Origin of the sequence: Micromonospora sp. SL1-18 (assembly GCF_047921505.1) — a bacterium.
In the GTDB taxonomy this organism is placed as follows: domain Bacteria; phylum Actinomycetota; class Actinomycetes; order Mycobacteriales; family Micromonosporaceae; genus Micromonospora.
Map to the genome: position 1 here is coordinate 91,156 of NZ_JBLROA010000014.1, position 22,508 is coordinate 113,663.

The 22,508-nt window shown below is 69.9% G+C and carries 11 protein-coding genes; 7 read left to right on the forward strand and 4 right to left on the reverse strand.

All coding sequences use genetic code 11. From position 1 onward, the window contains the following. Window position 1: 1 nt before the first annotated feature. Window positions 2-9,961, reverse strand: coding sequence for a LamG-like jellyroll fold domain-containing protein (locus ACNAW0_RS09630; RefSeq protein WP_416287385.1), 9,960 nt, complete (start codon window positions 9,959-9,961; stop codon window positions 2-4). Window positions 9,962-10,585: 624 nt separating this feature from the next. On the opposite strand from ACNAW0_RS09630, the gene ACNAW0_RS09635 reads away from it, so the two are divergent. After that, the gene (locus ACNAW0_RS09635) at window positions 10,586-12,604 is read left to right on the forward strand and encodes a tachylectin-related carbohydrate-binding protein (RefSeq protein WP_416287386.1); all 2,019 of its coding nucleotides are present in this window, start codon (window positions 10,586-10,588) and stop codon (window positions 12,602-12,604) included. A 111-nt stretch (window positions 12,605-12,715) separates the two neighbouring features. Next, window positions 12,716-14,728 carry a tachylectin-related carbohydrate-binding protein gene (locus tag ACNAW0_RS09640; protein WP_416287387.1) on the forward strand — a complete coding sequence of 671 codons (2,013 nt, stop codon included), beginning with the start codon at window positions 12,716-12,718 and terminating at the stop codon, window positions 14,726-14,728. Between the two features lie 71 nt (window positions 14,729-14,799). Here the strand turns inward: ACNAW0_RS09640 and ACNAW0_RS09645 are convergent, their stop codons facing one another. Then, window positions 14,800-15,309: a 2'-5' RNA ligase family protein gene (locus ACNAW0_RS09645; RefSeq protein WP_416287388.1), complete on the reverse strand. Its 510-nt coding sequence runs from the start codon at window positions 15,307-15,309 to the stop codon at window positions 14,800-14,802. A 57-nt stretch (window positions 15,310-15,366) separates the two neighbouring features. On the opposite strand from ACNAW0_RS09645, the gene ACNAW0_RS09650 reads away from it, so the two are divergent. Together ACNAW0_RS09650 and ACNAW0_RS09655 are read left to right on the forward strand one after the other, a co-directional pair. Next, window positions 15,367-15,795, forward strand: coding sequence for a nucleoside deaminase (locus ACNAW0_RS09650; RefSeq protein WP_416287389.1), 429 nt, complete (start codon window positions 15,367-15,369; stop codon window positions 15,793-15,795). Between the two features lie 80 nt (window positions 15,796-15,875). Beyond that, complete coding sequence (locus tag ACNAW0_RS09655) at window positions 15,876-17,585, forward strand: DEAD/DEAH box helicase (protein ID WP_416287391.1); 1,710 nt, start codon at window positions 15,876-15,878, stop codon at window positions 17,583-17,585. A 62-nt stretch (window positions 17,586-17,647) separates the two neighbouring features. On the opposite strand, the gene lon is transcribed toward ACNAW0_RS09655, so the two are convergent. After that, entirely contained in the window at window positions 17,648-19,984 is a 2,337-nt protein-coding gene (gene lon, locus ACNAW0_RS09660; RefSeq protein ID WP_416287392.1) for an endopeptidase La, read from the reverse strand. A 245-nt stretch (window positions 19,985-20,229) separates the two neighbouring features. On the opposite strand from lon, the gene ACNAW0_RS09665 reads away from it, so the two are divergent. Then, the gene (locus ACNAW0_RS09665; RefSeq protein WP_416287393.1) at window positions 20,230-20,577 is read left to right on the forward strand and encodes a histone-like nucleoid-structuring protein Lsr2; all 348 of its coding nucleotides are present in this window, start codon (window positions 20,230-20,232) and stop codon (window positions 20,575-20,577) included. Between the two features lie 212 nt (window positions 20,578-20,789). Here ACNAW0_RS09665 and ACNAW0_RS09670 read toward each other — a convergent pair whose 3' ends face one another. Beyond that, window positions 20,790-21,674: a hypothetical protein gene (locus ACNAW0_RS09670; protein WP_416287394.1), complete on the reverse strand. Its 885-nt coding sequence runs from the start codon at window positions 21,672-21,674 to the stop codon at window positions 20,790-20,792. A gap of 258 nt (window positions 21,675-21,932) precedes the next feature. Between ACNAW0_RS09670 and ACNAW0_RS09675 the strand changes: the two genes are divergently transcribed. Further along, a complete protein-coding gene (locus ACNAW0_RS09675) occupies window positions 21,933-22,112 on the forward strand; it encodes a hypothetical protein (protein ID WP_416287395.1) in 180 nt (59 codons plus the stop codon). Continuing rightward, window positions 22,109-22,507, forward strand: a complete 399-nt coding sequence (locus tag ACNAW0_RS09680; protein ID WP_416287396.1) for an Asp23/Gls24 family envelope stress response protein — start codon at window positions 22,109-22,111, stop codon at window positions 22,505-22,507. Before ACNAW0_RS09675 ends, ACNAW0_RS09680 begins: the two co-directional genes overlap by 4 nt. Window position 22,508: the final 1 nt, after the last annotated feature.

Below are 22,508 nucleotides of genomic sequence, written 5' to 3' on the forward strand. Positions count from 1 at the left end.
CTCACCTTTCGAAGAGGACGCCAGGCACGAAGTTCTCCTCAGGTATTAAGCTCTGGCACGTGAGGCAAATCGGCTTCTCATCCCACACCTTAACGCCAGCCGCGTTTTTCTGATAAGCAGCAGCTCGATTGAAGAGAACATCTGCCACATCCCATCCCGTGCGGGCCAGGATGTTCGTCTCCGCACAGTTACCACCACCAGAACATCCCACGGCAAGCTGCCCGGTCCTGAGGTTGATTGCGCTCGTCCACGTCCGAAGCCTGCCAGTGGTCTGCGGCATGCCGGCCTCATTCCTCAAAGCGTTACCTTCGCTGACCAACTCATCGAGCGTCGCCCCCGGAGGGCCCTCGTGCACCGTCACCGTCGGCTCGAACTTACCAACCGGTCCCCGACTTCCCGAAACGATGCAGCCTGCAACTCCGGCATTGTGGGCCAGAAGCGGAGCAGAACCGGCAACAACGAAGTACGTGTGCAGCCCGTCAACGGTCAAGTTGTAGACGCGCTGCCACTCGGTTCGCTTCAGGGTGCGCGCGACCGAAGCAGGCCGGTGGTCAGCGGTCTCGAAGACATAGCCCGGTTTGAGGTCCTTGGCCTCGACCCACCGGCTCTCGCCGACGATCCAGAAAGGGTGCCCTTCAGTGGCGGTGACCTCGCCCGTTTCGCCATCGGCCTGGATCGTGATTTGGACCAGATTCTTCTGCCCGGTCCCTACTATCACCGCGCTGACCGGTCGCTTCTCTGTACGGCCGGTGGTGGGATCCGCCGCTTGGACCTTCTCGCCGATCTTGATGTCGCTGATGGCCTTGCGAGTGCCATCGGCCATCAGAACAGCGGTGCTGGCACTGAAGCTGTTGCATCCGTTACCCAGCAGCTTGTTGCCGAGGGAACGAACCCCACCCCCGAGGGCACGAGTCTCGGAGGCGATGGCGCGGGCCTCGTTCAGGCCAGCACTCAGCGCCTTGCTTCCTGCTGCACGAAGTCCACCGCTTAGTCCTCGAATGCCCGCCCCGAGCGCCTGTCCGGCGATCGAGCCGAGGGCACCACCGAGGGCGCCGGTGACCGCACCGAACGCCGCCGTGCCGACCAGGTCCCAGCCGCGCTTGCCCTGCATGTAGCCGGTGACCGCCGAGCCGACCGCGCCGGCGAGGGCGCCGCAGGCAACCGCCCCGACGCCGGTCCAGCCGATCGCCGCGCCACAACCCAGGCCGACAATGGCCCCTGCGGCGAAGCCGGCGATCTCGGCGGCGTGGTCCTCGACGAACTGGGTCGCCTTGTCCCACATGGTCGACACACCCTCGGTGATCGACCCGACCGCCTTGGCCGCTTCCTGCCACAGCTTCTGTTGGAACTTCTGCGGGTCTTTGATGGCCTGGGTGGTGGTCGCGACGATGGCGGGCAGCATCTTGAACCCGGTCGACACGACCTTGCCGAGCGCCATGAGCGGCTTGGTCAGCGCCGCTATCACCGGCAGCTTGGTGAACTGGACCGCATGTTTGATGGCCGCCTTGGCCTTGTTCATTACCGCGGTCTTGACCTGCTGTATTCGTGCGGCGGCCGCCTTGGCCTGTTGTTTCGCCCAGTCGGCGGCGCGCGACAGTTGGTTGAGGCCGGACTTGATCGTGTTGCCGGCCCACCGCACTGCGGTCTTCGCCTTGTCGGCCACCCACTTCGCCGCGGAAGAAATCGCGCGGCCCACCGACTTGACGGCGGACACGCCGTAGTTCCACGCCGAGACCGCGAAGCTGCTGGCATAGTTCCAGGCCGTCGAGGCGTAGCTGGTGACCGTGTTCCATGCCGAGGAAGCGGTGCTGGCGACCGCACTGGCGGCCTTCTTGAGCCACCGCGGCCAGTGGCCGTCGGGGTCGTCGAAGTCCAGCGGCGCGCCGGCGGCGTACGTGTACCGGTTGGCCAGGATCGAGTCGCCCCGGGTGTAGTTGACGCTGTCCCGGGAGATGAAGGTGCCGGTCCCCGGCTCGTACCAGCGGGCGCCCATGTCGACCTGGCCGGTGTCCGGGTCGGTCCAGTCACCCTGGTAGCCGAGGCGGCCGGTGTTGCCGACGGTGGCCAGCTTCTTGCCGAACGGGTCGTATGCCGTCGAGTCGTTCAGCGTGGACAGCTGGGTGTCGGCCGGGTCAATGGCCGCGACGACGTCGCCGTGCGCGTCGGTCAGCGACAGCCGCTGGGTCGAGCCGATGCCGGTGGCGAGCAGCTCGTTGGCTGGCCCTCGGGCGTAGTACTCGGCTCCATCGTGGACCACGTCGTCGGTCAGGCCGGCGTAGACGAACGCGTTCCCGGTGCGGGACACCACCCGGTCCAGGCCGTCGTACTGGTAGGTCTGGTCCTTCGCCCCGGTGAGCCGGTCGAAGGCGTCGAAGGAGAACTCTTCGGCCAGACCGGAGCTGGTCCGGCTGCGCAGCGTGCCGCGGGCGGTGTAGGCGTAGGTGTAGTCGCCGTCGGAGAGGAGCCGGTTGCGCTCGTCGTAGGTGGCGGTCTTCGAGCCGGCCTTGATCCGGTTGCCGCTGGCGTCCCACTCGTAGCTGATGGTCCCCGCCGACGACGTCCAGGTGGCGAGGCGTCCGGCCTGGTCGTAGGTGTAGCTGTTGTTGCCGGCACCGGCGGTGCCGGTGGTGTTCTTGCCGGTGACGTGGCCGTTCAGGTCGAAGCCGTAGCTCACCGATGCGACGACCTGGTTGGCCGAGTTGCGCAGCACGTCGCTGTTGACCCGACCGTAGTCGTCGTAACCGAAGGTCCGCACCCGGCCGGCGCCGTAGTCGATGGTCGCCACGTCACCGGCCGCGTTGTAGCCGAACTTCTGTCGCTGGCCGGTGATGCTGTCGGTGACGGTGTCGAGCCGGCCCTTGACGTATCCGAAGCTGGCCGTGCCGGTCAGGTCGGTGCGGCTGGTCATCAGCCCGTCGTCGTCGTAGCCGAAGCTGGCGGAGCCGGACGGGCCTGCGGCGGTGAGCAGTTGACCGCGGTCGTTGTAGGCGTAGGTGTTGCTGCCGCCGCGGGCGCTGACGCTGGTCAGTCGGCCTGCCCGGTCGTAGTCGAGGGTCCGGGTCGCGGTGGCGGTCTCGCCACCGGAGCCGGTCTCCTCGGTCAGGCGACCGGCGGCGTCGAAGGTGCGCGTGCGGCTCACGCCGCCGGGCGCGCTGAGCCGCACGGCGTTGCCGTCGGCGTCGTATCCGATCGTCCAGGTGCGGTCGGTCGGGGCCGGGTGGCTCACCGTCGACGGCTCGATCGCCGACTCGGGCAGGCCCAGCGTGTTGTACGTGTAGATGGTCGAGTTGCGCCGGCCGTCCGTGTAGCGGGTGCGGTTGCCGGCGGCGTCATAGCCGAAGGTGGTGGTGATCGACTCGGTGTCGCTGACTGGCTCGACCTGCTTCACCAGTTGGCTCGCGGCGTCGTACTCGTAGGTGGTGACGGTGTTGTACGGGTCGGTGGAGGAGGTCATGTTGCCGGCGATGTCGTACCCGTAGGTCTGGGTACGCAGCACCGCGCCGTCCGGCTTGAGGTCGGAGTCGCTGGCCCGGTTGCCGAACAGGTCGTAGCTGGCCCGGCTGGTCCGGCCGAGGCCGTCGGAGACCCGGATCTGCCGGCCGACGTGGTCGTAGCCGAAGAGGGTGGCCTCGCCGGTCGGTTTGGTGCTGCGGGTGACGGCGCCGACCGCGTCGAAGGTGTTGACGATGGTGGCCCCGGTGGGTGAGACGATCGACGTCACGTTGCCCGCGTCGTCGTAGGTCATCCGGGTGACCAGGTTGCGGGTGGTCGGCTGACGCTCGACCAGGGTCTGGGTGACCTGCCGGTCCAGGTCGTCGTAGGTCGACTCGGTCCGGACCCCGGTCGGGCCGGTCACCGAGAGGACCTCGCCCGTACGGGTGTAGGTGTAGCTGCTGACCGCCCGGTCGTCGTTCGTCTTCGCCGGCTCGTCGCTGGTGACCATCCGGTTGAGCTGGTCGTAGGTGTAGCGGGTGGTCCCGGCTGGGTCGATCTCCTCGACCACGTTGCCCAGCGGGTCATACGACCGGAGGGTCTCCGGGGTGACCGGCTGGGTCACGCCCGGCGCCTGGTAGGTCGGGGCGATGCTGCGCACCGGCCGGCCCAGCTTGTCGTACTCGGACCGGTTGATCAGGCCGCGCGGGTCCTTCACCGCGACCTGCTCGCCGAAGGTGTTGTAGCCGACGGTGCCGGTCGGGTTGGTCGGGGTGGCCGGGCCGCCGTCGCTTTCCGCGGCGACGGTCGGACCGGTCACGCCGACCTGCCGGCCGAGCTCGTCGTAGCGGTAGGCGGTGGTGAACCCGGCCTTGTCCGCGCCTGCCACGTTGCCACGCGGCTCGGTCACGGTCAGCCGGAGACCGCGCTGGTCGTAGGTGTAGCTGGTGATCTGGGAGGCGGTGTCGGCGACGACCTTCTCGGTGAGCACGTTGCCGGCGTCGTCGTAGGTGTAGTCGACCGTTTCGGAGGTGACGGCCACTGCCCACGGAATGTTGGAGGGGTTGCCGGTACGCACCGAGCGGGTGACGTTGCCGTTGAGGTCGTAGGTCAACGTCGTCATCCGGCGCAGGCCGCCCGGGTCGACCACGGTGCTGGTGACCTTGCCGGCCTTGTCCGGGGTGTAGTCGGTGATCTGCGTGCCGTTGCCCCCGACCTTGCGGGTCACGTTGCCGGCCCCGTCGTAGGTGTTCTCCTCGACCGCGTAGTCACGGGTGGTGCCGTCGGGGTTGTGGAAGCCCTTGAGGGTGATCTTCTGGAGCAGGTCGTCGCGGTAGTACTGGTACTCCAGCCGCCGGCCCATCGCGTCGGTGTCGCTGGCCAGGCGGCCGGCGAAGTCGTACGAGTAGGAGTGCAGCACCAGGTAGTCGCCGGTGCCAGTGCCGGGCGAGCCCGGTGCGTCGCTGCTCCAGTCGCGCAGCCGCACCTCGGCCACCTTGTTCTGGGCGGTGTACGCCCAGTCGTACCGGTTGCCGTTGGCGTCGGTCATGGTGGTCTTGTTGCCGAACCGGTCGTAGCCGTAGGTGGTCTCGTTGCCCTCGGCGTCCACCACCTTGGCCGGGCGGCCCTGGTCGTCGTACTCGGTCGTGGTGACTCGGTCGGCGTCGCCGCCGAGCAGGTCCGAGACGGTGACCTTGGTCGGGTTGCCGTCGGCGTCGTACTCGGTGGTGCTCCGGCTCTGGTGCTGGATGTCGTTGACCGCGTCGGTGGTGACCGGCCCGGTGACGGTGGCGACCCGCGAGTGCTTGTCGTACGTGATGGTGGTGGTGACGCCCGCCGGGTAGCTGTCGGAGATGACCTTCTCGGTAATCCGCCGGCCGAGCGTGTCGTACGTGTACTCGGTGACCAGGCCGGACGGTTCGGTCACCCGGGCCAGGTCACCGTTGCTGTAGTAGGCGTACCGGGTGACCTTGCTCCGACCGTCGGTGCTGGTCGCCAGCAGCCCGCTCGGCGGATTGCCGCCACCGACAGCGGCCTCCGCGCCGATGGTGTAGGTGTGGCTGACCGAGCTGCCGTCCGGGTTGGTCTGGCCGGAGAGCTGGCCGTTGGTCGCGTACGACATGGTGGTGCGGTACTTCGTGTCGGTGGAGTTCTCCGAACGGCCGTCCCGGGTCTCGACCGCCAGGTCCTTGCGCGGGTCGAACGGGTTCGTGATGGTCGTCGAGTAGGTGTAGTAGTTCGTGAAGCACTGGGTGCTGGTACGACAGCTCTTGCGGGTGGCGAGCCGCCCCTCGCTGTCGTAGGTCATCTCGACCGAGTCACCGTTCTCGTTGGTGACCTTGGACTGCATGCCCCGCTCGTTGTACGAGAAGGTCCGGATGGCCATGCCGTCGAGGGTGTGTCGGACGAAGACCGGACCGTCGGAGTCATCCGGGATGATCGTGCAGAACGCCGGGTCGTTCGGGTCCGGCTGCGAGCAGGTCGGCGTCGGGCTGGGGCTGGGCGACGGGCTGGGTGGCGCCGGCTGGTCCTCCTGGCGGGTCTCGAGGCCCAGCGGGGTGCCCGAGCGGAGCATCTGACCGCTGAGGGCGTCGTACTCGTACAGGTAGGGACGGTTGGCGGGGTCGCGCAGTTGCACACCGCGGCGCAGGTCGGCGTCGCCGCCGTAGATGGTCGGCTGGCCGAGCTTCCAGGTGCCGCCGTCGTCGTCGGTGTACTCCTTGACCCGGTCGGTCGAGGTGTCGTACTCGACCTCCGTGGCGATCCGGCCGCTCGGCAGGGTGACCCGGATCAGCTGCTGCGCGGCGGGCTTGGCGTACTGGAAGTGCGCGGCCACGGTGGTCGGGCCGAGCGGCCGGGAGTAGATGGCGACCTCGTCGATGGTGCCGGCGAAGTAGCGCTGTGCGGTACTGCCCCAACCCGGCCAGGACGCGGGCGTGGTGGCCGAGGCGAGGCCGACCTGGTTGAACGTCAGCAGCGAAGCGTCGATGGTCTGCCCGGTCAGGTCACCCACCTTGACGCCGTCCAGGTACATCGTCTGGGTGTTGGCCATCGCGGAGAGCACGACGTGGTGCCACTTGTTGTCGTTGACGGTCGTCGTCGAGGTGATCGGCGCGATGGTGCCGGTGGCGAACTGTCCGCGCAGCTTGCCGTCGGTGCCGGTGTAGAGGATCGGCACGCCGCTGGTCGCCGCCGTGCCGACGGCCTTGTCCTGGTAGCCGAGGAGCGGGCCGCCGGTCTGCGTCAGCCCGATCTTGAACCACAGCTCCACCGAGGCGTCGCGGCTCTTCTTCACCAGGCCCTTGGGCAGTTCAAGGTAGGAGGAGGTGCCGTTGAACGACGCGGCGGTGCCGTCGGTGCCCTCGACCACGCCGGCCTGGCCGAGGGTGACGTTGCGGTAGGTGCCGGCGTCCTTGCCGAGGTTGATGGCGATGTCGCTGGCCGCGGCGGTGCCCTCCGACTCGCCCAGGTGGTAGTACGAGTCCGGCTTCGCGTCGAGGACTGCCGTTCGGTAGTGGGAGCCGGCCGCGTACTCGTAGCTGGTGCATGCCGCGTCGGGGCCGCAGACCTTGGTGAGCAGGTCGCCGGTGTAGGTGTAGTTCCAGGTCAGGGCCGCCCCGTTCACCGCGTCGGTGGTGACGGTGGTGATGTGGTTACCGGTCCAGCCGAAGCGCAGCGCGCGGCCGGCGGTGTTGGTGAGGCTGCTGGAGACCTGGGCCTTGGACAGCTTGCCGGTCATCAGGTCGTAGGTCAGCACGACCGAACGCGACGATACGTCGGTGACCTTCTGCAATTTGCCGGTGAGGGAGAACTGGTAGGTCGTCCCCGAACGGTCGAGCAGCTTCCAGCTCGAGGAGTCGACGGTGAGCTTGGCGACCCGGCCGGTGGGCGCCGCGTACGTGCCGTCGGTGTTCTTGCCGAACCGCACCTCCTGACCGTCGGGATAGCGGATCACCACGTTGCCCGAGCCGTCGTTGTCCGGCGTCAGGACCATGTCGTACCGACTGGACCAGCCGGCGCCGAACACGGCCGACGGTCGCGGGTCGAGGCTGTTGTAGGTGCGGGCCAGGTTGAGCTCCGGCCCGACGGTCGCCACCGTGGCATCGATAGCCGCCGTGGAGAAGTTGCCCGTCTGGGCGTCGAACTCCCGGCCCTGCTCGGCGCCGGGGGCGGTGCCCACCCGGGAAAGCAGGTCCGGCTGCGGCACCGAAGCCATCAGCACGGAGTACGGCGAGATCACCTCGTTGCTGGCGTCCTTGACGTACGCCCGCCACATGTAGTTCTTGCTCCAGGCCAGCCGGCCGCTGGGCACCACCCAGGACTGCTTTGCCTGATAGCCGGAGTTGGTGCAGTTGGTCGCGGTGCCGCTGTCGGTGCGGTCGCAGATCTCGAACTTGAACTGGAGGTTGACGCCGGGTGGTGCGTCGGTGTCCACGGCCCGGGCCCAGAGCAGCGGAGTCAGCGTCGGGGCTCGGTACCCGTTGTCCGGGTAGAGCTCCTGCACCACTGGTGGCACGTCGAAGACCTGGAGCACGATCCGGCCGGGCGGCACCTGCTGGTCGGTGAAGACGATGCCCCCGGTGCGGACCATGGTGAAGTCGATGAAGTACGCGCCGGGCGGCAGCGCCTTGATGGTCGCGTCGAGAGTGACCTTCGCACCCCGAGCCAGGGTGGTCGACAGGCTGGCCGCCCGCTGCTGGGTGACGGCCGCTCCGGTGGCGGAGTTGTAGACCCGGTAGGCGAGGTAGTAGTTGCTCGGCGGCCACGCCTCCGCACCGAGGTTGGTGACCGTCACCTTGACCTTGCCGGCCTGGTTCTGCAGGACCGGCGGCTCGGGGCTCGGCTTGGGGATCGCGTAGGCGGCGTTGTACGGCGTGTGGGTGATATACAGCGCGGGCGGGTTGACGGTCCCGGTGCCGGCAAACTTCTTCCACGCCGTGCTGTCCGTGGTGGACGCCCGCAACGAGAGGCCATAGTTGGCCTGGCTGCCGTTGACCCAGCGTTGCACCAGGTTACGGCCGGCGGCGCCGAGGTCGAACATCTCCCCCGCCGCCGGGCAGGCCGACCGCGACTGGCCCAGGCCGACGTACCCGTGTGCGAAGGATCGGCTGGCCAGCGAGCTGCCGACCGCCGGGCCGGGGTACGAGTAGCCGCTGCCGGCCGACCAGGACTCGGTGACCGGGTGCACGGTGACCGCGCGCGACTTGCATGAGGCAGCGTCAAAGTTGACCGCGGACAGGGCCGCGCCGTAGATGGTGTGGTACTGGAGCCGGCTGACCAGATCGCCGAACTTCAGATAAGCGGCCGCGTTCTGCCCGCCGGAGCGGCCGACCAGCAACTCGCTCCCACCCGACGTCGAGCTGCTGCCGTGGACGTACATGCTGCTGTCCGACTTGACCGGGTCCACCGCCGGACCGACGGTCGGGTCGACCTCCACCGGGTAGGCCCGGGCCGGGTCGGCGAGCCAGGCGCGGTCGAGGGTCACCTGCAGCGCAGGCTGACCACCCGCCGTGACCAACTGGTACGTCACCCCGGTCGAGGTGGCCGGTCCGGCGGCGCCGGAGCCGGAGTCGATCATGTAGCCCGGCGGGATGACGGCCTGCTGGCGGCCGTCCAGGCCGGTCAGCACGACCTGGCCGTCGACCAGCTTGGCAGTCAGGTCACGCAGCCGCAGCGGGAAGAGGTAGGTCGTCGGTGCCTTCCCCGAGTGCAGGACCAGCGTCTCCTTCACGCCGCCGGCCCGCGGCTCCAGCCGAAGATCGACGTCGGGACGGACTCCGGGATAGGTCACCGTCCGGTCCTCGACCCGCCCCTCGGCATCCTTCGCCTCGGCCAGCCCGAAGGCCAGCTCCGCTCCCCCGTCAAAGGTCAACCGAGCCAGCTCGCCGGCGGCACCACGACCGGCGAGACGCAGGCCCACCGAGTCTGCCGTGGTATGCCAGCCGGGCCGGTCGGTAGCGGGCACGAGGTCGAGGTCGATTGGTGCCCAGCTGCCGTCCGGCTTGCGGTAGTTGATCGGGGCGGCGGAGAACTCGGTGGTCTGCGTCCCGTCCGTGTTGTCGTACACCCGCTGGTTCGCGGTGCGCTCGGTCGCCCGCTCCCGGCTGGAGCGCTTGTCGTAACCGGATTTGCCCACTGCCGGCGGAGCGGCGATGGAGGCCTCGTTCCGCCCCGGCTCGGGCGTCTGGTTGAGCTTGTGCAGCGGAAACCGGCTCCGCATCGACCGGGGCAGTTCCCGGTTGACCTGGCCGGGCTTCACGTGGGACCGGCCGGCGGCCGAACCCCAACTCTGACCGGGTTTAGAGCCGGCGTTGCGGCCGGCCGTGGTCCGGGCATCCCGGGCGGCGCCGCTCGACAGCGCGGTCACCCCGCTGCCGCCCAGGTTGAGCACCAGAACGCCGGCCAGTGCTGCGGCGACGGTCGACCGGGTCGCGACGGAGCGGAAGAGCGCTCCTCGTCGGCGCACCGGCAAGCGCAGCCGGGACAGCCGCGTGCGCAGGTCGGGCAGGTGCGGCGAGCGGAACGACATGGGGAACTCCCGGATCGAGGTCGGGCCGTGTCCCGACGGAACGCGCGATGGTGCGAGGTGGAACTGCCATGGCCACGCCGTTCCGGGGAACCAGCGTGGGGCTGCGACAAATAACAAGGAATGAATGAGGAACAGCAGAGGTGCTCAGGAAAATCAGAGAATAAACAGAGCTAACCACGAGTCGAATCGGGCGAGAGATATTGCACACAAGGGCCCACCGACGCCGGAGAGCGACATAAGTTCGATAGACATACGCTCACAGCTTCACACCCCCGTGTGCTGCTTCTCATCAATGCGTCGCTGTATAGTGACAGCGACGCAACAGCCTGTCAAGGCGGAACTCACACTCCGCTGGTCATCACCGGAACGACCTGCAGGGATTACTTCGGGCAAGATCGGTGTCCATTTTGTTAATCTTTACCGCCTTCGTCGGGTTTGAAAGGCGGAGCCGGATGGTCCACAAGGACGGGTGGCGAGGACCGTTCGTATCGGGCATCATGACGCTCGGTCGGCATCGGACCGACCGCAACATGGGTTGCGCAGCGAGAGTTAGCAGTTCCTTCCGCATTGCGGGAATGAGTTCTGCTCACCCTGGGCAGTCCAGAGATTGGGGAGGGTGAAAGCATGCCAGGTAATGCCGGAAAATTGTCCAGAAATGGCGTCCAGCGACGCGCGGTGCTGGGCGTCGGAGCAGTCCTGACAATCGTCGCCAGCGGGCTCGCCCTCCCTTTCTCTGAAACGCCGGCACAAGCTGCGGACTCATTCAGCTGCACCGGTCCGGCCAGTTTCTTCAACAACACGACCACCGGCCAGCTGGCCCGCCGCAACCTGAACAACCCGCTGACCACCTCGTATTCATGGGGCAGCGCGACGGACATCGGCAAGAGCGGCTGGACGTTCGGTCGTCTGCTCGGCGGTCCGGACGGGCGCGTTTACGGGATCAACTCCACGGGCATGAACCGCTACCGCTGGACCGGAACCGCCTGGGAGCTGGTCGACGGCAAGTCGAACTGGCTGATCAGCAGCAGTTTCACCACCTACGCGACCAGCGCCTACCGCGACAAGATCACCGTCGACGAGGACGGCGACTTCTACCTGATCGACGGCAAGGGCGTACTGCGCTGGTACCGGTTCGACGAAGCCACCCGCAAATGGGTCATCTACGCGAAGACTCTCGACACCGGATGGGACAAATACAACCTGGTCGTCGCCACCAGCCCGGGCGTCCTCTACGCCCGGCTCGCCGCCGACGGCACGCTGCACCGCTACCGATTCGACAAGGCGACGGAACGGTGGCTGATCCGCGACAAACTAGTGGGCGGCAGCTCCTGGGCCGGCTTCACCAAGGGCCTCTTCAGCGCCGGCGGAGATTCGTTGTTCGGCATCCAGACCAACGGCGACCTCTACCAGTACCGCTACCGCGAGGACAACAACACCTGGCCGGTGGCGACCCAAAAGATCGGCACCGGTTGGACCTTCCCGAACGCCTTCGCCACGACGAACACCTGCCACCAGGGCGGGCTGACCAGCCCGGTCAAGCCGTCCACCCCGACCCAGCAGAACAGCCCGTTGTCGGTGATGCAGGCTCCGCCGGCGCCCGGGGCCACGCTGGGCACGGTGGAGTACTCGTACGTCGACAACATCGGCCGGGTGGTGCACGGGCGGCAGACCGACCCGGACAACTTCAGTTCGGTCCAGTGGAACCCGGTGGAGAACATCGAGGCGTACACCGGGAAGCCGGCCCTGGTCGCGGACAGCCAGCAGCGGGTCAACCTCTTCGCGCACCAGATCTCCAGCGACGTCCGCTCGCTGACCCAGTCCGCCCCCGGCTCGACCACCTGGAACGCGTGGACGGGCCTTGCCGGCGGGATGCAGTCCGAGCCCGCCGCCGCGCAACTCTCCGACGGCCGCCTGGCGGTGTTCGCGCTCGACAGCGACGGCGCGCTCTGGGTCCGCCCGCAGGACGGCAACGCGGGTGACCTGCTGCCCTGGACGAAGCTCGGCGGCTCCGGCCTGACCGGCAACCCGGTCGTGCAGGCCGGCACGAACGGCTCAGCAACGATCTTCGCGATCGACAGCAGCGGCGCAGTGCTGACCGCCACCTACCAGAACCGGGCCCTGACCACCGGCTTCACCGCCCTCAACGGCACCGGCTTCACTGGCACCCCGGCCGTGGTGGTGATGCCCGGCCACCGGGCGATGGTCTTCGCCCGACACACCGACGGCACCATCAAGAAGCTGTACCAGAACAGCGATGGCACCTGGCCCGGCACCTGGAGCACCGTCGGCACCGGAGCCATCACCCCGGCCGGCACCCCGAGCGTCATCCTCGACCCGAACCTCGGCCGGATCCTGGTCGTGACCCGCACCGCCGACAATGCCATCTACCACTCCTGGGAGACCGGGCAGGGCACCGGGGTCTGGGGCGACTGGAACATCGTCGGCGCAGCCGGCACTTTCCCGGTCGACCCAACGGCCTTCACCTTCCAGAACAGCAACGGCACCCAGGTGGCCTTTGTCAGCCGCACCATCAACGGCACCGTCACGCCCTTCACCACACAGGGCATCAACGGCCTGGCCCGCGGCATTACCGCGCCGAACTTCACCCAGGTGAAGATCCCGCAGCCGCGTCCGCACCGCTGACCCGCGGCGGCCGGCGGACCCACCCTGAGTCCGCCGACCGCCCGTCCCACACCTGACGCCCGGCCGCCGTCACGCCCGGCACAACGTTGAGACCGACAAGGAGACCCGTCCATGTCCCGCACTTCCTCGCGACAACCCTCCACTCTCCAACTGACCCGGCGCGCTGCGCTGGCCGTAGGCGCCGCGCTCGCGCTAACCGCCGGCAGCCTCGTCGCACCCGCCACCGTCGCTCCCGCCTACGCCGCCGACACGTTCGCCTGCACCGGCGCGGCCGGCGTTTTCAACTCAACCACGACGGGCACGCTCACCTGGCGCACCATGTCCTCCCCCGGCACCACCGCCACGTCGTGGAGCGCCGCCAAAACGATCGGATCCTCCGGCTGGCAGAACTTCGGTCGCATTCTGGGCGGCCCGGACGGCCGGGTCTACGGCATCAACGCCAACGGTATGAGCCGCTACCGGTGGACCGGCAGCGCCTGGGAGACGATCGACGGCAAGCAGGCGTTGCTCATCAGCTCCGGCTTCGTCTCGTACGCGAGCAGCAAGTGGCGCAACATGATCACCGTTGATGAGATCGGCGACTTCTATCTCGTAGACAACACGGGCCGACTCAAGTGGTACCGGTACGACGAGGCCAGCCGGAACTGGACGATCTCTAGCCGCAACATCGACACCGGCTGGGACAAGTACGACCTGATCGTCGCCGCCGGGCCGGGCGTCCTCTACGGGCGGACCCCCGACGGCAAACTCTACCGCTACCGCTTCGACTCGTTCAGCCAGCGCTGGCTCAGTCGCGAGCAGCCCGCGGGGTCGGGATGGGGCATGTTCACCAAGGGGATGTTCTCCGTCGGTGGTGACACGCTGTACGGCATCAAGACGGATGGCTCCCTTGTGCAATACCGCTACAGGGAGGACAACAAGACCTGGGCAGTGGCGCAGAACCAGATAGGCACCGGCTGGGCGGGTTTCCCCAACGTCTTCGCCACGACCAACACCTGCCGGCTGACCGCGACCGTCAGCCCGCCACGGCCGTCCACCCCGACCGTGCCGAACACTCCGCTGTCGGTGATGCAGGCTCCGCCGGCCGCCGGGGCCTTCCTCGGCAGCGTGGAGTACGTGTACACGGACAACATCGGCACGGTGCGACACGGCCGACAGACCAACCCGGACGACTTCAGCTCCGTTCAATGGAACGCGGTGTCCGGGCTCGACGCGTACACCGGCAAGCCAGCGCTGATCGCCGACGTCCAGAGCCGGGTCAACATCCTCGCCCATCAGACGAGCAGCGACGTCCGCTCGCTGACCCAGTCCGCCGCAGGCTCGGTCTCCTGGAACGCCTGGCAAGACCTGGCCGGACGGATGAAGTCAGAGCCGTCCGCAGTCCGGCTCTCCGATGACAGTCTGGCCGCGTTCGCCCTGGACTCCGACGGCGTCCTGTGGGCCCGCCCGCAGGACGGCAACGCGGGTGTTCTGCTGCCCTGGACGAAGCTGGGTGGCAGCGGCCTCGCCGGGACGCCGGTGGTGAACGCGGGGTTGGACGGCTCCGCGACGATCTTCGCGATCGACAATACCGGCGCCGTCGTTACCGGCACCTACCAGAACCGCACCCTCACCACGCCGCTCAGCAGCATCGGCGGCACCGGCTTCACCGGCACTCCGAGTGTGGTGGTGATGCCCGGCCGCCGCGCCATGGTCTTCGCCAGGCACACCGACGGCACCATCCAGAAGCAGTACCAGAACACCGACGGCACCTGGCCCGGCACCTGGAGCACCGTCGGCACCGGCGCGATCACCCCGACCGGCTCACCCACGGCCATCCTCGACCCGAACCTCGGCCGGATCGTGGTGGTGACCCGCACCACCGACAACAGCCTCTACCACACGTGGGAGACTGGGCAGGGCACCGAAACCTGGGGCGACTGGACCCTCGACGGCGCCACCGGCCTCTACGCCGTGGACCCGACGCTCTTCAGCTACCAGAACAGCAACGGCATCCGCCTAGCCTTCGTCAGCCGGACCACCAACGGCACCGTCGTACCCTTCCTCGCCGAAACGAACACTCTGGCCCGCAGCACGGACGGACCGACCTTCACCGCCGTGAAGATCCCACAACCGAAGAAGTAAAGGCAGCGGCGGCGGCCGTCGGGCGATGCCCCTGACGGCCGCCGCGGGCATCGCAGCCGGCGCTACCCGGACTACGACAGCGACATGACGGCTCGGCTGTCGCTGTCACAGCTGCGCGCCGCGACGAACTCCCCGGCGGGGCGGTCGAGCCCGGCCACCGCCCGGGCTCGACGTCGGTCAGCACCTCCGAACCGCAGCGCCAGGCTCAGGTGCGGAATCCAGCGCCCGGGCAGGTGCCACGGGCGCGGGCCGGGTGCCTCGGCGAGCACGTCCCAGACCGCGCCGTGCAGGGCGGTCAGCTGCGGCGCCGGCCGAACCAGCCACACCAGCGGGGCGCTCCCGTCCAGCACCGCCACCCGGTCGAGGCGGGCGGGCAGGGGCAGCGCCGCGTCGCAGAGATCGGCGAGGCGCTGCTCGGCGCCGGGTGGGAACTCGTCGACCGAGGCGAGGGTCAGGTGCGGGCGGTTGGTCGGGTGCGCGTTGCGCGCCAGGCTGGGCAGCCCGGCCTCGGCCAGCCGGCGCCAGGCCGCCCGTACCGCCGCCTCCAACTCGGGCGAGCAGAGCAGTTCGACCGTACGCACGCCGCCAGGCTAGCCGTCGGCGGTGTGCCGCGACGTCCCGTAAGGGATGCTCACGGGATGAGTGTGCTGACCGAGACCGACGAACGTCATCTACGTCGGGCCATCGCACTGGCCGCCGCCGCCCGGGACGCGGGGGACGGCCCGTTCGGCTCGTTGCTGGTAGACGCCGAGGGGCGGGTACTGGCCGAGGAGGTCAACACCGAGCGCACCGACGACGACATCACCGCGCATCCGGAGCTGAAGCTGGCCCGCTGGGCGGCCCGGCACCTGCCCGCTGAGGCGGCCGCCGTCGCCACCATGTACACGAGCTGCCAGCCGTGCGGCATGTGCGCGACGGCGATCGAGCGCTCCGGCCTGGGCCGGGTGGTGTACGCGCTCAGCTCCGAGCAACTGGCGACCCTGCGGCCGGCGCCGGCACCCACCCCGGTGGCGTACGCCGGTCCGGCGCTGCTCGCCGAGGCCCGGGTGCCGGTCGAGGCGAGCTGACCGGGCCCTGGGACGTGGCCGGGCCGACGGTTGTGCCGGTCGCTGCGACGGCCCGCGGGCGGTGATGAAAGGCTTGGCGCATGAGTTCCGCACCAACGCCGACCGACACCACCACCTCCGACGACGCCGACGCGGCGATCACCTTCGCGGACCTCGGGCTGCGCGCCGAACTGTTGGGCGCCCTGACCGCGCTCGGCTACGAGGAGCCCACCCCGATTCAGCGGGAGGCGATCCCGCCGCTGCTCGCCGGTCGGGACCTGCTGGGGCAGGCGGCGACGGGCACGGGCAAGACCGCCGCCTTCGCCCTTCCGCTGTTGCAGCGGATGCCCGACGACCGGGCGGGTGGGGATCCGGTGTCGCTGGTGCTGGTGCCCACCCGGGAGCTGGCGGTGCAGGTCTCCGAGGCGTTCCACCGGTACGGCAAGGAGCTCGGCACCCGGGTTCTGCCGATCTACGGCGGCCAGCCGATCGGCCGCCAGCTGCGCGCCCTCGACCTGGGCGTGGACGTGGTGGTGGCGACGCCGGGCCGGGCGCTGGACCACATCGCCCGGGGCACCCTGCGGCTGGGTTCGCTGGCCACGGTGGTGCTGGACGAGGCCGACGAGATGCTCGACATGGGCTTTGCCGAGGACATCGAAGCGATTCTCGAGCACGCCCCGGCCGACCGGCAGACGGTGCTCTTCTCAGCGACCATGCCGGCGCGGATCGACGGGCTGGCCCGCCAGCACCTGAGCGACCCGGTCCGCATCCAGATCGAACGCGAGCGGCCGGTGGCCGGCGAGGCGCCCCGGGTGCGGCAGAGCGCGTACATCGTGGCGCGGGCGCACAAGCCGGCCGCGCTGGGCCGGGTGCTGGACGTGGAGTCGCCGGCCGCGGCGATCGTGTTCTGCCGCAGCCGGGAGGAGGTGGACCGGCTCACCGAAACGATGAACGGCCGGGGTTACCGGGCCGAGGCGCTGCACGGCGGGATGAGCCAGGAGCAGCGGGACCGGGTGATGGGCCGGCTGCGGGCGGGTACCGCCGACCTGCTGGTGGCCACCGACGTGGCGGCCCGCGGCCTGGACGTCGAGCAGCTCACCCACGTGGTCAACTACGACGTCCCCTCGGCGCCCGAGTCGTACGTGCACCGGATCGGCCGGGTGGGCCGGGCCGGCCGGGAGGGGGTGGCGATCACCCTGGCCGAGCCGCGCGAGCACCGGATGCTCAAGACCATCGAGCGGGTCACCGGCCAGCGGATCGCCGTCGACAAGATCCCCACGGTGGCGGACCTGCGGACCCGGCGGCTGGAGCTGACTCAGGCGGCGCTGCGGGAGTCGCTGCTGGAGGACGACCTGGAGCCGTTCCGGGCGATCGTGGAGTCGCTGACCGACGAGTTCGACCTGATGGAGGTCGCGCTCTCCGCGGTGCGGCTGGCCCACGAGGCCACCCTGCCCGGGACCACGGACGAGGAGGAGGAGATCCCGCAGGTCGCGGTCCGACCGGGCCGAGAAGGCCGACCGGGGTACGAGGGCCGGGAGCGGCGCGGCGGGCGGCCACGTGCGGGCGGTACGACGCAGGTCTTCATCGGGCTCGGCCGGCGCGCCGGGGTCCGGCCGCAGGACCTGGTCGGGGCGATCACCGGGGAGACCCGGGTGAGCGGACGGGACATCGGCTCGATCGAGATCGCCGACCGGTTCTCCCTGGTGGAGGTTCCGTACGCGCTCGCCGACGAGGTGATCCAGGGGCTGCGCGGTAGCACCATCAAGGGCCGCAAGGCGACCGTACGCCGAGACCGCGACGACCGCCGCTAGCGATGTTAAGAAGGGGCCCCTGCTCTACCGAATGCGTTAACAAGGGGCCCCTCCTTACCCCCTCAGGCCGCGGCGAGGGGCTGGCCGCCCAGGGTCTCCGCGTCGACGTCGGCCGGACGCAGCGCCAGGGCGAGCACGTCGGCGACGTCGGCGAGGGTGTGGATGGTCAGGGCCTCGCGTACCTCGGTGGGCAGGTCGTCCAGGTCCGGCTCGTTGCGCTTCGGGATGATCACCTCGGTCAGGCCGGCCCGGTGAGCGGCGAGCAGCTTCTGCTTCACGCCGCCGATGGGCAGCACCCGGCCGGAGAGTGTCACCTCACCGGTCATCCCGAACTCGGGGCGAACCGGCCGGCCCGTGACCAGGGAGGCCAGCGCCGTCACCATGGCGATGCCGGCACTCGGGCCGTCCTTGGGCACCGCGCCCGCCGGGACGTGCAGGTGGATCCGCCGCCCGGCGAGGGCGTTGGGGTCCAGCCCGAACCGCCGCCCGTTCGACCGCAGGTACGACCACGCGATGTGCGCGGACTCCTTCATCACGTCGCCGAGTTGGCCGGTCAGGGTCAGCCCCGACTCGCCCTCCAGGCTGGTCGCCTCGATGAAGAGCACGTCGCCGCCGGCGCCGGTGACCGCCAGGCCGGTGGCCACGCCGGGCACCGCCGTCCGTTCCGCCGACTCAGGGGTGAACTTCGGCCGGCCCAGGTAACGGGCCAGGTTGTCGGTGTCCACCCGAACCGGCACCGGGTCGGCAGCCAGCGCGACGGCCACCTTGCGCAGGATCTTCGCCAGGGCGCGTTCGAGCTGCCGGACGCCGGCCTCCCGGGTGTACTCCCCCGCGATCCGGGCCAGTGCCTCGTCGGCCATGGTCACCTCGGCGGCGGTCAGCCCGGCCCGCTCCCGCTGCCGGGGCAGCAGGTGGTCCCGGGCGATGGCCACCTTCTCGTCCTCGGTGTAGCCGTCCAGGGTGACCAGCTCCGTCCGGTCCAGCAGCGGGCCGGGGATGGCCTCCACCACGTTGGCGGTGGCCAGGAAGAGCACGTCGGACAGGTCGAGGTCGACCTCGAGGTAATGGTCGCGGAAGGTGTGGTTCTGCGCCGGGTCGAGCACCTCCAGCAGGGCCGCCGCCGGGTCGCCGGAGTAGCCGACGGCCAGCTTGTCGACCTCGTCGAGGAGCACCACGGGGTTCATCGAGCCGGCCTCGCGCAGGGCGCGGACGATCCGGCCGGGCAGCGCGCCGACGTACGTACGCCGGTGGCCACGGATCTCCGCCTCGTCGCGGACCCCGCCGAGGGAGACCCGGACGAAGTTGCGGCCGAGCGCCCGGGCGACGGACTCGCCGAGGCTGGTCTTGCCGACGCCGGGCGGACCGGCGAGGGCGAGCACCGCGCCGGAGCCGCGGCCGCCGACCACGCCGAGGTTGCGCTCCGCGCGCCGGTTGCGCACCGCGAGGTACTCCAGGATGCGGTCCTTCACGTCGGCCAGGCCGGCGTGGTCGGCGTCGAGCACCGCACGGGCCGCGGCCAGGTCGGTGTTGTCCTCGGTACGCGTGTGCCACGGCATCTCGAGGACGGTGTCGAGCCAGGTACGGATCCAGCCCGCCTCCGGCGAGGCGTCGCTGGCCCGCTCCAGCTTGCCGACCTCCCGCAGGGCCGCCTCGCGGACCTTCTCGGGCAGGTCGGCGGACTCGACGCGGGAGCGGTAGTCGGCGGAGCCGTCCGGCTCGTCCTCGCCGAGTTCCTTGCGGATGGCGGCGAGCTGCTGGCGGAGCAGGAACTCCCGCTGGGACTTCTCCAGCCCCTCCCGCACGTCACTGTTGATCCGCTCGGTGACCTCCTGCTCGGCGAGGTGGTCCCGCACCCAGCCGACCAGCAGCTCCAGCCGGGCGGTGACGTCCGGCGCGGCGAGCAGCTCGGTCTTCTGGGCCAGGCTGAGCCAGGGCGCGTAGCCGGCCGCGTCGGCCAGCTCGGAAAGGTCGGTCATCCGCTCCATGGCGTCGATGACCTGCCAGGCGCCGCGCTGCTGGAGGACCGAGGTCATCAGCGCGCGGTACTCGCGGGCGAGTTCCCGGGCCCGGCCGGCCGGGGCGGGTTCGTCGAGTTCGGTCGCCTCGACCCAGAGGGCGGCGCCCGGTCCGGGCACGCCGGAGCCGATCCGGGCCCGGGCTAGGCCGCGGACGACGGCGGCGGGCTCGCCGCTGGGCAGCCGGCCCACCTTCTCGATCGTGGTGATCACACCGACGGAGCCGTAGTCGCCGTCGATGCGGGGCACGGCTAGAAGCTTATTGTCGCCGCTGGCGCGGGCCGCGTCGACCGCGGCCTGGGTGGTCGGATCCAGGGTCACCGGAATGACCATTCCGGGCAGCAGGACGGCGTCGGTCAGCGGAAGTACCGGGAGAGTTGCCATCGAACACCTGCCATCATGTCGGGTTGAGCCTGACAGACTCAAGTTACAAGGCGTTCCCCCTGTTCCGGTTTGTGACCCCCGCCACTCACCCCGATGCCTCCACTACGGCGCGCAGCGGGTTGGCCCGCCATTCCGGGCCGGATTAGCCGACCCATCGAATGGCGAACGGCGGGTATTGTTGCGAATTTGCCGCACCATAGGTCAAACTCTTAGCCACACCCCGCCCGACACAGGGAGCAATGGCGATGGCAAGGAAAGTAATCACCGTTCTGACCGACGACATCGACGGCGGAAAGGCGGATCGGACGGTCGAGTTCGGCCTGGACGGCGTGGCGTACACGATCGACGTCTCCGACGAGAACGCCGGCCTCCTGCGCAAGGCCCTGGATCCGTACATCAGCGCTGGCAGGCGGATCGGTCGTGGACTGGTGGAGAGTGGACGCGCGACGCGTCGACCGATCCGCCCGGCCGCCTCCGGAATGGACCGCGAGCAGAACCGCGCGATCCGGGAATGGGCCGCGAAGAACGGCTACGAGATTTCCGAGCGGGGCCGCATCCCGGTCTCCGTGGTTGAGGCGTACAAGAACCGCTGAGCCCTCCCGGTTCACCGTCGGGCACACCGGGGTCACGCTGAGAAATCAACGTGGCCCCGGTTGGCTTTTCGCCGTTGACAATTTTCACCGTGGCGGAGACCACTGGCATCCGGCACCACCACTGCCCGTGACCGGCACCACCATGATCGCCCGATGAACCAACCCCCGGCCCGGCCCGCACCGCCCGGGGTACGGCTCGACGGCCGCGCCGATCAGTCGGCGCAGAGGTGGTCGAAGGCGAAGCCGCCGTCGAACTCGTCGCGCCGGGCGGCCAGCCGCCGGACCCGATCGCGCAGCTCGTCCCGGTCGACCAGCGACGGCTCGACGGCGTCGAGGTCGCGCAGCCGCTCCCCCACCGCCACGGCGGCCAGGTCCTCGGCGAGTTGGCCCGGATCCACTCCGCAGGAGAACCGCTGCACGAAGAGGTCGACCCGTTCGACCAGGCACCGGCCGGGCCGCACCTCGAGCCAGCTCCACCCCTCGGCCGGGCCGCCCGTCCACTGCACGTGCAGGCCACGGACGATCGGGTCGACGAGCCGGCGCTCGACGTACGCCTCGACGGCGGCGACCCGGGTCAGCGCCCCGAGGTCGTTCACCGGTCCGCTGCGGCCGTCGGGCAGCCGGCCGACGATCTCCCGGAACCCGACGGCGTGCCCGGTCTCCGATCCCGAGCCGGCGGCGGCGTAGCTCCGCGCGTCGATGACGTATTCGACGAGACACCGGGCGTGTTCGGCGCCGCGCAGCGCCGCCGACTCGACCCGCAGCAGCGGGAGGCCGACGGCGGCGCAGACCACACTGGTCATCCGCTCGGTGCGGCGGCCGGCGGAACCGGCGGACGCCGGCGGGGCGAGCTGCACGGCGAAGACCGGACGGCCGCTGCCGGCCACGCAGACCACCTGGTCAAAGGTCTCCCGGAGGGCGCTGCTCCACTGGTGCCCCGTGATGCCCGGCGGTCGCCCCTGCACCAGCTCACCCAGCCGGCGCGACGCGTACCCCACGTGGCCGGCCCGGGTGAGCGACGGGGCGGCCCCGCCCGTGATCGGACGCAGCCAGGAAGCCGCCACGCTGCCGCTGCTCGTCATCTTCGCCAGATCCATCCGTCGCTCGATCGACGCCCGAGTCTAGGCCGTCGATCATGCACGTCGCCTTCCCGGGTGCGGCGGAATCGACAGGTCTGAGGCACCGGCGCCCCAGAAACGGTCGGGCTGGCCGGGCCGTACCCGTATGTGGTCTTGTCGGCGCAATCCGGGCGGGCACCGTGGCGCCGACGGCGGTCCCCGCCCTCAAATGACTGCGCGGCACGAAAACGGGTACGCGCCGCCGGTCCGGTCGGTCATCGCTGAGCGGAGGTGGGCATGACGCGGCAGCAGTTCGGGTTCCTCGCCGGGTTCCTCCTGGTGGCGGTCTGGTTGCTCGGGGGTGCCGGCGCCGCCGCGGCCGCCACCCTGGCCGGGCTGGCCGGCTGGCTGCTGGTCCGGGCCCTCGACGGTGACGTCACCGTGCCCGGGTTCGCCGACCGCGTCGGCCGGCGATGACCGGCGCCCTGCCCCGACACGGCGCGTCCGCACCCGCGTACGCCGGCGCCCCCATCCAGCCGTGGACCGAGGAGCGGATCGCCCGGCTGGTCGAGGACGCGACGGACGGCGTGCCGGGGGCCACCGGCGCCGCCGCGCTCGTCCGGGTGCACCGGGGCGTCGCCCGCGTCGACCTGGACCTGGTCGTCGACCACGGCGCCCACCTTCCGACGGTCGCCGAGGCGGTACGCCGGCGGCTCGCCGCCCGGGTCGCGGCGGAAACCGGTCTCACCGTCGAGGCGGTCACCGTCACGGTGGTGGACCTGCGCCTGTCGGCCCCCGCACGACCCGAGCCAGGAGTCGACGCGGAGCGCCCGGGAGGTGCCGTGAGCGGCGGTCCGGTGGCCGGAGGTTGAC

Coding starts and splice junctions, on each gene's coding strand:
- ACNAW0_RS09630 (WP_416287385.1), bottom strand. CDS start 9,961: ATGTCGTTCCGCTCGCCGCACCTGCCCGACCTGCGCACGCGGCTGTCC.
- ACNAW0_RS09680 (WP_416287396.1), top strand. CDS start 22,109: ATGACCGGCGCCCTGCCCCGACACGGCGCGTCCGCACCCGCGTACGCC.
- ACNAW0_RS09650 (WP_416287389.1), top strand. CDS start 15,367: ATGAGTGTGCTGACCGAGACCGACGAACGTCATCTACGTCGGGCCATC.
- ACNAW0_RS09635 (WP_416287386.1), top strand. CDS start 10,586: ATGCCAGGTAATGCCGGAAAATTGTCCAGAAATGGCGTCCAGCGACGC.
- ACNAW0_RS09640 (WP_416287387.1), top strand. CDS start 12,716: ATGTCCCGCACTTCCTCGCGACAACCCTCCACTCTCCAACTGACCCGG.
- ACNAW0_RS09675 (WP_416287395.1), top strand. CDS start 21,933: ATGACGCGGCAGCAGTTCGGGTTCCTCGCCGGGTTCCTCCTGGTGGCG.
- ACNAW0_RS09670 (WP_416287394.1), bottom strand. CDS start 21,674: ATGGATCTGGCGAAGATGACGAGCAGCGGCAGCGTGGCGGCTTCCTGG.
- ACNAW0_RS09655 (WP_416287391.1), top strand. CDS start 15,876: ATGAGTTCCGCACCAACGCCGACCGACACCACCACCTCCGACGACGCC.
- ACNAW0_RS09665 (WP_416287393.1), top strand. CDS start 20,230: ATGGCAAGGAAAGTAATCACCGTTCTGACCGACGACATCGACGGCGGA.
- lon (WP_416287392.1), bottom strand. CDS start 19,984: ATGGCAACTCTCCCGGTACTTCCGCTGACCGACGCCGTCCTGCTGCCC.